This is a genomic window from Puerhibacterium puerhi (assembly GCF_009846865.1).
Taxonomy (GTDB): domain Bacteria; phylum Actinomycetota; class Actinomycetes; order Actinomycetales; family Cellulomonadaceae; genus Puerhibacterium; species Puerhibacterium puerhi.
Genome location: NZ_WUWN01000016.1, coordinates 35,717 through 48,558, shown reverse-complemented (window position 1 = coordinate 48,558; position 12,842 = coordinate 35,717). Strand labels below are relative to the sequence as shown.

The 12,842-nt window shown below is 67.6% G+C and carries 13 protein-coding genes; 9 read left to right on the top strand and 4 right to left on the bottom strand.

Features of this window, described 5'->3' with window-relative positions; genetic code table 11:
* Positions 1–23 precede the first annotated feature (23 nt).
* The 4 genes from GSF02_RS10495 to GSF02_RS10480 all read right to left on the bottom strand — a co-directional run bounded on the left by GSF02_RS10495 (position 24) and on the right by GSF02_RS10480 (position 2,012).
* Complete coding sequence (locus GSF02_RS10495; protein ID WP_159795690.1) at positions 24–680, bottom strand: hypothetical protein; 657 nt, start codon at positions 678–680, stop codon at positions 24–26.
* A 153-nt stretch (positions 681–833) separates the two neighbouring features.
* Entirely contained in the window at positions 834–1,022 is a 189-nt protein-coding gene (locus tag GSF02_RS10490; protein ID WP_159795687.1) for a hypothetical protein, read from the bottom strand.
* A 100-nt stretch (positions 1,023–1,122) separates the two neighbouring features.
* Entirely contained in the window at positions 1,123–1,500 is a 378-nt protein-coding gene (locus GSF02_RS10485) for a hypothetical protein (RefSeq protein WP_159795684.1), read from the bottom strand.
* Positions 1,501–1,685: 185 nt separating this feature from the next.
* A complete protein-coding gene (locus GSF02_RS10480; protein ID WP_159795681.1) occupies positions 1,686–2,012 on the bottom strand; it encodes a hypothetical protein in 327 nt (108 codons plus the stop codon).
* Between the two features lie 1,618 nt (positions 2,013–3,630).
* On the opposite strand from GSF02_RS10480, the gene GSF02_RS10475 reads away from it, so the two are divergent.
* From GSF02_RS10475 to GSF02_RS10435, 9 genes are all read left to right on the top strand, one after another.
* Positions 3,631–5,076: a glycosyltransferase family 2 protein gene (locus tag GSF02_RS10475; RefSeq protein ID WP_159795678.1), complete on the top strand. Its 1,446-nt coding sequence runs from the start codon at positions 3,631–3,633 to the stop codon at positions 5,074–5,076.
* Positions 5,058–5,693 carry a hypothetical protein gene (locus GSF02_RS10470; protein WP_159795675.1) on the top strand — a complete coding sequence of 212 codons (636 nt, stop codon included), beginning with the start codon at positions 5,058–5,060 and terminating at the stop codon, positions 5,691–5,693. Before GSF02_RS10475 ends, GSF02_RS10470 begins: the two co-directional genes overlap by 19 nt.
* Before the next feature lie 10 nt (positions 5,694–5,703).
* Entirely contained in the window at positions 5,704–6,018 is a 315-nt protein-coding gene (locus GSF02_RS10465; protein WP_159795672.1) for an HNH endonuclease, read from the top strand.
* A gap of 21 nt (positions 6,019–6,039) precedes the next feature.
* Positions 6,040–6,582, top strand: coding sequence for a phage terminase small subunit (locus tag GSF02_RS10460; RefSeq protein WP_159795669.1), 543 nt, complete (start codon positions 6,040–6,042; stop codon positions 6,580–6,582).
* A 32-nt stretch (positions 6,583–6,614) separates the two neighbouring features.
* A complete protein-coding gene (locus tag GSF02_RS10455) occupies positions 6,615–8,276 on the top strand; it encodes a terminase (RefSeq protein WP_159795666.1) in 1,662 nt (553 codons plus the stop codon).
* Positions 8,277–8,294: 18 nt separating this feature from the next.
* Entirely contained in the window at positions 8,295–9,788 is a 1,494-nt protein-coding gene (locus tag GSF02_RS10450) for a phage portal protein (protein ID WP_201308882.1), read from the top strand.
* Positions 9,789–9,801: 13 nt separating this feature from the next.
* Positions 9,802–10,962 (top strand): VG15 protein, encoded by a 1,161-nt coding sequence (locus GSF02_RS10445; RefSeq protein WP_201308881.1) that lies wholly within the window; start codon positions 9,802–9,804, stop codon positions 10,960–10,962.
* A 165-nt stretch (positions 10,963–11,127) separates the two neighbouring features.
* Positions 11,128–11,703 (top strand): DUF7239 family protein, encoded by a 576-nt coding sequence (locus GSF02_RS10440; RefSeq protein WP_159795663.1) that lies wholly within the window; start codon positions 11,128–11,130, stop codon positions 11,701–11,703.
* 73 nt (positions 11,704–11,776) lie between these two features.
* Entirely contained in the window at positions 11,777–12,811 is a 1,035-nt protein-coding gene (locus GSF02_RS10435) for a phage major capsid protein (protein WP_159795660.1), read from the top strand.
* Positions 12,812–12,842 lie beyond the last annotated feature (31 nt).

Here is a 12,842-nt window from a genome sequence, read left to right as displayed (position 1 = left end):
CGCCACGCTGGCGGGGCCGACCGTCAGAGGGCGCCGCCGTAGTGCAGCGCGTAGCCGCCGTCACGGTGGAGGACGCCGCGGCGGTAGTTCGGCTGGGCGGCGATCCATGCCTGTCGCTCGGCGACGATGCTCTCCAGCTCGCGCTGGGCGGCCTTGCGCTCGTCGGGCGTGAGGGACGGCAGGGAGCGCCGGTAATCCGCGTCATCCATGGCCGCGAGCTTGTCGGGGTGCGTCTCGTTCCATACGCGCGCCATGGCGCCGTAGTGGTTCGCGTGGGCGTTGCTCGGGCATCCGAGCACGCGGCGGCCGTTGCGGCGCGTCTCCGTGTACTGGTGGCCGGTGCACTTGAAGCCGTCGGGGTAGAGCGCCGACGAGAGGGAGTACACCAGGTGGAAGCCCATATCCATCCCCGCGCCGCCCACGCGCAGGCCGTAGCGCTTCGAGTCCTCGCGGAAACCGATCCCGGCGCGGGCGACCAGGCCGGAGAGGTCGCGCACGCTGTCGCCGACAACGACGACGGGCGAAATGGTGCGCATCATGCCGGAGGCGGAGACGTGGCGGATGATGACGCGGACGGTGGCCCCGGGCGGCAGGAGATCGCGCAGAGTGTCGCGGGCGGCGGCCTGGGCGTGGGTGAGGTGGGCAGTCATGGTGAGCCTTTCGGCCTCGGTGTGCGTCATCGGAGTCAGCTTCCTGTTGCTCTTGCCGCAGCACAGGCAGTGCCGCGCCTCGCCATACGTCTTCTCTCTTGGGTAGATGCACCCTTCCGCCTCGCAGCGGTCACACTGGGCGGTAGGAGTCGAAGTGCTCACCACAGCGTCAAGCCTCCACACTCAGGCGACGCTAACGGCGCGTCGGCGGTTGTTCGTCAGCGCGTCCCACGCGCCCCTACGGATCGCAGCGCGCGCCCGGTAGCGCTCACGCCGCACGCTCTCGCGCTTCACACGCTCGCGCGTCACGTCGTCGTCACCCGCGCCGGTCAGCTGGTTACGGCGCGTCAGGTCGTTGAAGGACTTTCCCATGGTTCCGTTTCCTCTCGTGTGTGTCATGGGGCCTGCAACACATGGAGCGCCACCAGAGGTCATCCCCCTAGTGGCGCCCTAAGCGCGTCAGGACCGCGCGTCACGCCGGCGTGGCGTAGAGCCGCTGAGACAGTGCCGCGTACTCACCCGCGGGCATGTCCACGGGAAGCCATGCGTTCAGCGCGTCGAGCATGGCCCGCGTGGCGGCAGCACGGGAGCGCTCAAAGGTCGTGCGCGTACCCGCGTCCACGTCGCCCACGGTGATCTGATACTCACCCAGCGTGGCGTCCCACTCCACGACCACCGACCGCTCGCCGGAGACGTGCTGCACGCGCACCGACGCGGGCGCGCCTACGTCAAACGTCGCCGTGGCGATGGGGTGAGCTTCCGCCCACTCGTCGGCGACGTCGTGAATCCAGCCGAGGCCGGTCAGATTCAGCCCGCTAGGCATCCAATTCCAGCGCCCGTCAGCAACCATCGCTCTACCTCTCGACTCAGGGACGCCGCGCCGTGCGACGTCCGTTGTGCCCACGGCGGGAATCGAACCCGCCCGCGCGCCCCTTCTCGACGCGCGTCCCGTGTTCGCGTGGGCTCTCATCCGTGGCCCCCGTCACGGAATGGACTACGGGCCTCGGCGCTGCACAGTGGTCAGGTGGTCAGGCTTCACACGGCCTCCAGATCCTCGGCGGGGGCGTGAGCGGCCCAGAAGACCGCTTCACTCAGGAACGACGACGGGACCGCGCCGATGGGGTCGAACGACTCCCCCGTCTCGTGGTCGTAGACGTCCGGCGTCGCGTAGGCGTAGGCGCGCACGTGGTCCCCGATGCCGCCGTCGTGCCACTCGCAGACGTTGTCCGCGTTCAGCGCCACGAGTCGGCCACCGTCCGAGAACCGAACGACGACCCCCACCTCTTCACTGTCCGCCCACTCGATAGAAGCGACGCCGTCGGCCTCGCCGAGCACGTTCCGCACGATTTCCAGAGCGTTCACCGTCCGCACCTTTCGTGAGTTGTTGAAGCCTTCCGAGTGCCTAGCGCGGAATCGAACCGCGTAGCGCTGTGCGCTAGTGCCCGTCTGAACGGCCAGCACCTAGGCGAAGAATGTTGGTGCGCGCGCCCTCTCACGGCGTCGCGTCTTTGTGCTCACGTTTCCCCGCCACGCGGGGCGCTCGTGAGACTGGGCTGTCGTTACTTCCCGGTGGTCCACGGTGTGAAGGTGGCTTGCACTCCCGGATTCTTCCGCGCCTATGCGCTGGGTCACTCCCCTACCCCGTGCGCTCTGCGCACTGTCGGGGGACGTTGCTAGTTCGCGGAATCGTTCGCGATGCCCTGTGTGTAGTTGTCCCGTTCCCGGACTGCCGCTAGCCCTGCTCAGCGGGTCTACGTCCGACCTAGGACCGCCTCCGGGAGTGGTTCCCCGCTCCGTGGCGATGTCTGTAGTCAACCCTCTACACGGGATGCTGTCAACTCTTCACACGAGATTTCTTCGAGCGGGCGTGTCTTCGCAGATCAGGGCCGGTGAGCTTCACCCACACATGTCGTGCGCCAGGGGCGCCGGCGGTAGGCACAAGCGCCCACACAGTGCCCATACACACCGCGCTGTACACGCTCCACACAGCACGCCTAGCGGCACGGCTGAGCGACGGGCAGCACGAGCGACAGGCGCAATGTGATGCGCCCTTGCGCGCCGCGCTCACGCACGCACAGCGCAGCGCCGAAGCGATGTGTCCAAGCGCCATTCCTTCGCGCTGTGTGACGAGCGCTGTGCATGCGCTCCCTTCACAGCGCCACAGTGCCAAGCGATGCGCGCTCGGCTCATGTGCTCGGCTCATGCGCTCGCGCTGTGTGAGCCCCCGTGCCAGGGCACGTGCGCTCGGGCGCGTGCGCCCCCAACTCAGGACCCACCAACCCTGGGCTATGACCCCCAGCCGGGGTGACGCCCCACCGCCGGGTCTCAGCCGCAGACCGAGCGCCACTTTCAGGATGTTCCACCTTCAGCTCATTCACCCCTCGGGAAGGGGTCAGAATCGCATTCTCCCGGCCTTTCATGGCGTCCAGGTAGACCGGGAAGGGTGCGCAACTTTGAGGCCCCCAGAGAGGCACACACGCCTTCTCGGGGATTCCGGGGCACCCGAGGTGGGCACCCCCTGGGGGAGGGTCCCTTCGCCACCCGCCGAGCTCGCCGTTGGGCTCGGCCTGAGAATTCTGGCGGGTATCGTCGCAGGTCAGAGCCTGTGTGACACAGATCACCCTCTCTAGACCCCAACGCGGCGGGGGTCTCAAGTCCTACTACCCTATAGAGGGGTAAGAGATAAGAGACAAGGGCTCAAGACACTAGGGCTCTGAGACCTCTACCTTCCTCTTCTCCTAGTACCTACTTCCTCCTAGTCCTCTAGGGTCTAGGAGGGCTAGAGACCCTCTACTTCTTAGAGGCTAGAGAGCCCTAACGGGCTCTACTTCTCCTAAAGTTCTAAGCCCTAAAGACTAGGGCTTTAGTGCTTGGCACTCGCCCTCCGCCGCAGAATCCCTCCCTCCTCCCGCTGCCTCGCGTTGAGAGCGAGTGCCCTTCTCTTCGCTCTGCCCGTCGTGACAACTGAACAGGGGACAAGTTGGAAGTCATCGTTGATGGAACCACCTTCGTCCCCGCCGATAAGGCAGCGCCGCGAATTGGCGTCGCCGTCACGACGCACAACAGGCACGATGTTCTAGCAAAGGCGCTAGAGCATCACCGCAAGCACCTTCCTCCCGCCGCAGTCCTCGTCGTGATCGACGATGGCTCTTCCACCCCCGTCGACAATGCGGACTTCCGCTTCGAGAAGTCTCGCGGCATTGTGGCCGCAAAGAACAAGAGCCTTGAGCTCTTGATGGACGCTGGCGTCGAGCACCTCTTCCTCTGGGATGACGACGCGTGGCCCATCGCCGACGGCTGGTGGAAGCCCTACGTCGATTCCCCCGAGCCGCACCTGTCGTACCAGTTCCTCGACCTTGCAGGCCCTCGCAAGCTGCGGGACATCGCAGAGGTCTATCGGGACGACAAGCACGTCGCCTACACCGGGCAGCGCGGCTTGATGCTCTACTACCACCGCTCCGCGGTCGAGAAGGTCGGCGGTTTCGACCCCGTCTACGGGCGCGGGATGTACGAGCACAGCGACCTGGCGAACAGGATTCACCACGCCGGCCTGACCACGTGGCGCTACGCCGACGTCGCGGGCTCCGAGAAGTTGATCTACAGCCTGGACGAGCACCAGGCCGTTGAGCGCTCGGTTCCGCTAGCCGACCGCCAAGAGCTCACGAAGCGCAACGCCGAGATCCACAATCGACGGCGCGACGAGGGCTACTTCGCCCACGTGCCGTACCGCGACCCTGTGGACGTCGTCATCACGACGCTCCTGACGTCGCAGCCTGACCCGCAGCGGGCGAAGAAGTGGAAGGCCGAGGCGTCCACCCTCAAGGCGTGGGCCGACTCGATCAACGGCGCCCGCGCGGTGGTGCTGGCCGACGAGCTGGAGTCGTCGCCGTCGGGCGCAGTGCTGGAGCGCGTGCCGGCCGTGGACATGAACGTCTACATGCGTCGCTGGCTGCACATCTACCAGCACCTCCGGGAGCACCCCGAGTACCGCTACGTGTGGGCCACCGATGGCTCGGACGTCGAGATGCTCCACGCCCCGTGGGACGAGATGGAGCCCGGCAAGGTCTACGTCGGCTCTGAGCCGAAGACCTACGACGACGAGTGGGCGCTCAAGCATCACCCGGCCGGTCGCTACCAGGAGTTCCTCAAGGCGCACCGCCGCGACCCGATGCTCAACGCCGGCCTCCTCGGGGGCACGCGCGATGACGTCATGGCCTTCGCGCACGGCATCGTCCAGCTCTACTACGACCTGGAGGCGCAGCGGTTCTGGGGCACCGACCCCGCACCCGCGGCCATCGGCGACATGATCGCGTTCGGCATCGTGGCGCACGAGCGCTTCGGCGACCGCGTTGTCACGGGGCCTGGGGTCCACACCGCGTTCCGCGCCGAAGAGAGGACCCCCTGGGCATGGTGGAAGCACCGCTGACTCTCTCCGTCGTCGTCATGGCGCACCCGCGCCGAGAGGCGCAGGCCAAGGAGCTCGCGTGGACGGTCGGCGCGGATCGCATCGTCTGGGACGAGGGCCGCGGCGAGAACGACACCGGGGATCGAGCCTGGGGCGCCATCGACCGACGCGCCGACTGGGGCCTGGTGCTCCAGGACGACGCCATCGCACCGATGGACCTGCGCTACCGATTCGCTGACGGCATCGCCACGGCGCCGCGGACATGCATCGGTCTCTACGTCGGGACCTCCTACCCGATGCCTCATTCGCACATCGACAGTGCGGTGAGGGCGGCCGAGACCATCGGCGCCTCGTGGCTGGAGACGGTCTCGCTCCTGTGGGGCGTGGGGGTCGCGATGCCCACCGAGCACGTCGACCCGATGCTCGCGTTCGTCGAGCACAGCGCGCTCCCCTACGACCGCAGGCTCGGGCGCTACTTCCGCGACGCCGGCCTGCCGATCCGCTACACGTTCCCGTCGCTGGTAGACCACCGCGACGGCCCGACGCTCCTCAACCCCGCCGACGGACCCCGCGTGCTGCCGCGCAAGGCGCACGCCTACGGCGTCCCCGAGTGGAACGAGCGAGTCGTCCGATTCTGAGGAGGCGCCCGTGCCTGGTTGGACCAACTCGAACCGGCGCGACCGACTCCCGAAGGACTGGCAAGCAATCCGCCATCGCGTGTTTCGCCGCGACGGCGGGCGGTGCTGCATCCCCCTCCCAGATGGAAGGCGATGCCCGAACGCCGCAACCCAGGTCGATCACATCATTCCGGGCGACGACCACTCCCTCGACAACCTCCAGTCCATCTGCGATGACCACCACCGCGTGAAGAGCAGCAGCGAGGGAGCAAGAGCCCTGAACGCCAAGAAGGCGCAGAACGCCAAGAAGTTTCTCAGGCCCGAGAGGCATCCGGGCCTGCTCTGAGCCACCCCGGAGGTAGGCCGAATGCCCGCACGCCCGAAGCGCGAGTCCGAGCTCGCGCGGCCCCGAGAGCGCAAGGGGGGCGACCAGCAGCCCACGATCCATCTGGAGCTCCAGCCGGTCACCATCCCGAACATCCCGAAGTCCTGGCACCCCATCGCCCGCCGCATGTTCGAGGCGCTCAAGACCAGCGGCCAGTCCGCTCGGTTCCAGAACTCGGACTGGGCCTTCGCCTACGCCATCTGCGACGAGGTCTCCCGCTACAAGCACGAGGAGGACCGCCGCGAGAAGGCCATCGAGGTTCGGGAGCGCTGGGACGCGACCCCGAAGGCGGAGCGAGACCGGCTGATCGCCGAGGGCAAGCTGCCCAAGTTCCCTCCCACGCCATCGAAGGGCGGCTCGGCAATGAAGCTGAGCGCGCTCCTCGACGCCCTCGGGCGCCTAGGCATGACCGAGATCGACCGACTCAAGGCCCGCATCGAGCTCACTGAGCCGGCGCCCGAGGAGGACTCGGCCGAGGTCATCGCCATCGACGAGGCTCGCGCAGCCCTGGGGCTCGCGCAGTGACGGCGCCGCTCACCGCCGAAGAGCGGGAGCGGTTGGAGAAGCTGGATCTCGACGCCGAGGTGCTGGAGCCGACCTACATCGGCCCCACCTGGCAGCGGAACCCTGACGGGTCCTGGAAGCTGCCGGAGAAGACGCTCGGCTGGCAGATCATCGGCTGGTGCGCGACGCGCATCCGGGACCTCGACGACGAGTCGAAGTTCTGGAAGTTCACGCCCGAGCAGATGCGCTTCTTGCTCTGGTTCTACGCGGTCGACGCCAACGGGCGATTCATCTACCGCAAGGCCTGCATGCAGCGCCTCAAGGGCGCCGGCAAGGACCCGCTTCTGGCAGTCATCTGCCTGATCGAGTTCTGCGGCCCCTCGCGCTTCTCGCACTGGGACAAGGACGGCAACCCGGTCGGCAAGCGCCACCCGCGCGCCTGGGTCCAGGTCGCGGCTGTGTCGCGCGACCAGACCAAGACCACCTTCTCCCTCTTCCCGTCGCTCATCTCTGACGCCCTCAAGGCGGAGTTCAGCCTGGAGATCGGGCGCGAGCAGATCCGCGGCCTCAACGGCTCGATCAACCTCGTGGCCGTCACAAGCAACCCCCGCTCGCTGGAGGGCTTCCGCTCGACGTTCGTGGTGGCGAACGAGGTCTGGCACTGGGTGTCCGGCAACCAGGGCATCGCCATGTACGAGGCCATCGAGCGAAACGTCAAGAAGGTCGGTGGCCGCTACGTCGCCCTGACCAACGCCTACGTCCCGGGCGAGGACAGCGCCGCTGAGCGCATCCGAAACTCCTACGAGCAGGTGCAGGAGGGCCGCGCCGCCGACGTCGGCCTCATGTACGACTCCATCGAGGCGCACCCCCAGGCTCCGCTCGATCCGGTGCTCCTGCCTCGGATTATCGAGGGCGTCCGCGGCGACGCCTACTGGCTCAACCCGCAGGACGTCGTCGAGTCCATCCTCGACATCACGTTCAGCCCGGCCCTGTCTCGCCGCGTCTGGCTCAACCAGATCATCGCGGACGAGGACTCGATCTACTCGATTGACGAGTGGCGCCGGCTGTCCAAGGGCTTCGAGGACGAGCAACTCCGCCCCGGCGACGAGATCACCCTCGGCTTCGACGGTGGCAAGACCGACGACGCCACCGCTCTGGTGGGCTACCGCCTCTCCGACGGCTTCGTGCAGATCCTCGGGCTCTGGGAGAAGCCCATCGGCTGGGACTCGCTCCAGGGCGCCGAGGGCAAGAAGTGGCAGGTGCCGCAGGAGGAAGTCGACTCCCGCGTCCACGAGGCCTTCGCCCTCTACAAGGTGCGCGGCTTCTACGCCGACGTCTCCCTCTGGGAGTCCTACATCACCGAGTGGACCAAGGCCTACGCCGAGGGGCTGGTCGTCAAGGCGACAGGCAACTCCCCCATCGGCTGGGACATGCGCAGCAAGAAGGCCTCCACCTACGCGCACGAGGCGCTGATGAACGCCGTCCTCGACCAGCGCATCCACCACAACAACGACCTAACGCTCCAGCGCCACGTGATGAATGCACGGCGCCGCACCAATGACTGGGGCGTCTCCTTCTCCAAGGAGTCTCCTGACTCCCCCAAGAAGGTCGACGCCTATGCGGCGCTCATGCTCGCGCACAAAGCAGCTTCCGATATCGCGGCTCGCGGAAAGGAAGCCAAGCGCGAACGCACCGGGCGCATGTGGGCTTTCTGACCTCGCGAAAGGCAACCCGTGGCAGCCGAGGAAATCAACACCGATTCGCCCCGCGGGCGGGCCATCCTTCTCCTCAACATCCTCAAGCACGACCTCGAAGAGCATCTACTCACGGTCGACGCCTACCTCCAGGGGGACCACCCGGACCCCTACATGCCGGAGATGGCGGACGACGAGTACAAGCTCCTCGCGAAGCGTGCCATCGACAACAAGGTGCCGCTCCTCGTGCGCGCCCCCGTCCAGGGGTGCTACGTGGACGGCTTCCGCGCCGGCCGTCAGGCCGCTGGCAAGAGCGACCACGCGACGGAGATCGTCAACGATCCGTCGTGGGACCACTGGCAGCGCTCGCGCCTCGACGCGAGGCAGACGGCCATCTACCTGGCCGCCGTCGCCTACGGGCACAGCTTCACGGTCACCGAGATCGGGGACGATGGCAAGACCTACACCCGCGGCCTGAGCCCCCTGCGCACGTCTGCGATCTACGACGACCCGGCCTCTGACGAGGACCCGGTCGCCGCGATCCACGTGTCCCGATGGCCTACCGCTAAGCGCCCCGGCAAGGCGCGCTTCTGGGACGGCCCCATCGAGTACGAGGTGTCCTTCACCGACGACTACGACAAGCTGCGGCTCGAAGAGGTCGGAGACACGGGTGCCGACGAGTGCCCAGTCACTCGGTTCGCCATCGAGGTCGACCTTGACGGCCGCACGCACGGCATCGTCGAGGAGATCATCCCGCTCCAGGACCGCCTCAACCAGACGGCGTTCGACCTGCTGATCGCCCAGACCTACGGCTCCTTCAAAGTGCGCACGGTCACGGGCATGGCTCCGCCGATGGTGCAGAAGCCGATCTTCGACGAGGACGGCCACGTCATCGGCTTCGAGCCTGAGCTTGACGACAACGGGCAGCCGAAGCCCCTGCGCGTCCAGGTCAACGGCAAGCAGATGCTCTACGCCGAGGACCCCGAGGTCGAGTTCGGCACTCTGGACGAGACGCCCCTGGATGGCTACATCTCCGCCCTTAAGGACGTGTCCGAGCGCCTGTCTGCGGCCACGCAGACGCCTCCGACCTACCTGCTGGGGCAGATCGCCAACCTGAGCGCCGAGGCCCTCAACGCGGCTGAGACCACCTTCAACCGGAAGGTGGGCCAGTACCAGCACGCCTTCGGCGAGGCCTGGGAGCGCGTCTTCCGCCTGGCCGCACGCCTGGAGGGCGACACCGCCCGCGCCGAGGACTTCCACGGCGAGGTCGTGTGGCGCGACATGGAGTCGCGCTCGATGGCCCAGGACGCCGATGCACTCGGCAAGCTCGCCCAGAACCTCGGCATCCCGGCGCGCGGCCTGTGGCCGCGCGTTCGTGGCGTCACGCAGGCCGAGCTCACGCGCTGGGAAGAGCTGGCCGAGGAGGGGGACGCCGAGCTCCAGATGGCCGAGGCCCTCACCCGAGCCTCTGGCGGCCGGTCCACCCGATCGATCCCGCAGCCCACCAGGAGCGGCGCGCAAGACGCCGCCTGACGAGAGGTAGCCGATGGACCCCGACGACCTTCTCGCAGAGGCCTCGGCAGCGTCACTCGCCTTCCAGGCGGCACTCGTCAGGATCGGCGCCCAGACCATCGAAGAGGCCCTGGTGCTGTGGCGCCGGCTGTCTGCAACCGACGCTCAGGGCACCGCGGCGGCATGGCTCGAAGACGCCGTCGAGATGGTGATGTCGCGCCGCTCGCAGTCTCGCGAACTCGGCATCGCCTTCTACCGCCTGACTCGGGCGTTGATGACGGGCAGCACGGTCCCGGACCCGAACGACCCGGACCCGACCTACGTCACGCTCGGGCAACTCCGCACGGCGTTTGCCGAGCTTGCCGAGTCGCAGCTTCCTGACGACGCCGGCGACGACCTCTACGTCCCCGTGGAGCCGGTGGAGACCCCCACCCGCCCCCGCGACGACGCCCCTGGCCCCACGGCCCCTCGCGACGACGAGGGCGTGGACCTGTTCGACCTGACGGACGACGAGCTTCGTCGCGCACTGCGCGAGGACATCGCCCGCACCGAGCGCCAGCGGGCCGAAGAGGACGAGGACGCCGAAGAGGAACTTCGCGTCGTGCTCAAGGCGCTCGGCGAGGAGGGCTACCTCAAGCGCATCCAGGGGCTCGACGACGAGGCGCCCGCCTCCGAAGTCGATGCCGAGCGGTCTGAGGCCAAGGCGCAGGCCGGCGCGCGGCAGGCGGCAGCGGCCGAGCGCATCGCCCTCAACGCGGGGCGCGGTGAAATCTTCCGCGACGCGGAGGAGGACCCCCGTGCCATCGGCTATGTGCGCCGCTCGCGCACGGGGACGCCCTGCGGGTGGTGCGCCATGCTCATCTCCCGCGGCCTGGTCCTCTACCGCTCGAAGGCCTCCGCGACCATCACCGCTGACGGCGACCTCTATCACGACAACTGCAAGTGCTACGCCGAGCCCGTCTACTCAACGCGGCAGTACGACGAGTCCGACATCTACCGCCTCAACCGCATCTATGGCGAGTGGTGGCCGAAGGTCACCGACGGCACGAGCGGCAAGGCGGCCGTGGCGCTCTGGCGGAAGTTCTTCCGCCTCACCGCCGACATGCCCGAGGAACAGCGCATCGCCCACTGGGAGCGATGGCTCGCGTCCGCTGACGGGCGTGAGTGGCAAGACCGATACCTCTCACGCGAGTAGAGCCGCCCTCCCCCTGGTGTCCTCCACGGCTCCTCGCATTGCTGCGCTGCGCGCAGAGGCCGTGGGTAGTTGCAGCTACCGCGACGGCCCCTTCCCCCTTCCCCCTTCCCCGGCCCGGTGCTGGGGCTTTCCGCACAACACCACATGACGCCCAGGAGGCGACGAGTGACCCCGAAGATGCACCTCCGCAACCCCCGCCTGATGTTCATTGAGGAGCCCTCTGACGAGGGCGGCTCCGGCCCCAAGGACGACACGCCCCCGGCGGACGAGTCGAAGCCGAAGGAGGACGGCACCCCCACCCCCAAGGACGAGGACAAGGGTGGCAACAAGGAGGACGACCTCCCCGCATGGGCGAGGGACGAGCTGAGCCGCACACGTCGTGAGGCCGCTCGCTACCGCACGGAGCGAAACGACCTCCGCGACAAGCTCAAGGACGCCAAGACGCCCGAGGAGTTCCAGGCGGCGGTCGACGAGTACAACCAGAAGGTCTCCGAGCTGGAGCTCTCGCTCACGCGCGAGAAGGTCGCGCGCAAGTTCAACCTCCCTGACGAGCTCGCCGAGCGGCTCAAGGGGTCCACCGAGGAGGAGCTGGCGTCCGACGCCGAGATCCTCAAGCAGTTCGCTCGCCCCGCGCGTGGTGGTGGCAGCGACCCCAAGGGCGGGCTGGACCCGACCGACACCCCCAGCACCGAGGACATCGACGATCTCGTCGAGGACGTGTACCGCGCGTCGTCCTGGTGACAACACACCGATCTCTCGAAGCCCTTCGCGATTTTCGCGGGGGGCTTTTCTCATGCCTCCCGAAAGGTAACCAATGGCTCACAACCCCGTGAAGCCGGAGAAGGTCGCCGCAACTGCTGCGACCCTCCTGGAGCGAAAGCTCGTTGTCCCGACGTTCTTCGCGCGTAAGGGCATCGACGAGTTCAAGGGCGCCGAGGGCGACGCCGTGAGTGTCGTCGTGCCCGGCGTGCTGCCCTACCGCCGGTACGGCTGGCGCAACGACCGCTCGCAGCCGATCCAGTTCGACGAGTACAGCGAGCGGAAGGTCACCGTCACGTTCGGTGACGACGTGTACTCGGCCGTGAAGCTGACGGACGAGCAGAAGGACTTCGACTTCGGCGGCGGCTTCGGTCGACTGATCGGCGCCCAGACCGACTCGATTCGTCGCGGTCTGGAGCACGAGTCGGTGGACGCTCTGCGAGGCGCCCCCTACGAGGTCTTCATCGACGCCGGCGAGGACGCGGACATCCGTAAGGTCGCTCGCGCCGCGCGCCAGGCCCTCAACCGCCTCAACGTCCCGGACGGTCAGCGGGTCCTCCTGCTGGGCACCGACTGGGAGGAGAAGGCGCTGGCGGACGACGCGCTCTCCATCGCCTCGGCGGTGGGCGAGACCCGCGCCCGTGCCGCCCTGGAGCGCGCGATCATCGGCGAGCTCTACGGCCTGACCATCGCCGTCTCGCAGGAGATCGCCTCGGACTCGGCCTACGCCTTCGTCCGTTCGGCGTTCATCTTCCTGTCGGGTACGCCGTCCGTGCCGCAGTCGGTCCCGTTCGGTGGCTCCGGTTCGTCCGGTGGCGAGCTGAACGTGGGTCTGCGCTGGCTCATGGACTACGACACCGAGCGGTTCCAGGACCGCTCCGTGTTCAACATGTACCCCGGCTTCCAGTACGTCGAGGACCCCATCGTGGCGGTCGCTGCGGAGACGCCGCACAACGGCACCGTCTCGAAGGAGAACCACTTCGTGCGCGCCGTCGAGATCAAGACCTCCGGCTCGGGCAACACCGTGTCCACCACCACGGACAACGAGGAGCTGTCGGAGTTCACCGGCATCCCGCTGGCCGGTAGCTGATCTCCCCTGACCCCTGCGGAGCGGGTGGTGG

What these genes read in the sequence shown, in the direction of transcription:
- GSF02_RS10495 (WP_159795690.1), bottom strand. Translation starts at nt 680, where the DNA reads ATGACGCACACCGAGGCCGAAAGGCTCACCATGACTGCCCACCTCACC.
- GSF02_RS10490 (WP_159795687.1), bottom strand. Translation starts at nt 1,022, where the DNA reads ATGGGAAAGTCCTTCAACGACCTGACGCGCCGTAACCAGCTGACCGGC.
- GSF02_RS10485 (WP_159795684.1), bottom strand. Translation starts at nt 1,500, where the DNA reads ATGGTTGCTGACGGGCGCTGGAATTGGATGCCTAGCGGGCTGAATCTG.
- GSF02_RS10470 (WP_159795675.1), top strand. Translation starts at nt 5,058, where the DNA reads ATGGTGGAAGCACCGCTGACTCTCTCCGTCGTCGTCATGGCGCACCCG.
- GSF02_RS10460 (WP_159795669.1), top strand. Translation starts at nt 6,040, where the DNA reads ATGCCCGCACGCCCGAAGCGCGAGTCCGAGCTCGCGCGGCCCCGAGAG.
- GSF02_RS10445 (WP_201308881.1), top strand. Translation starts at nt 9,802, where the DNA reads ATGGACCCCGACGACCTTCTCGCAGAGGCCTCGGCAGCGTCACTCGCC.
- GSF02_RS10435 (WP_159795660.1), top strand. Translation starts at nt 11,777, where the DNA reads ATGGCTCACAACCCCGTGAAGCCGGAGAAGGTCGCCGCAACTGCTGCG.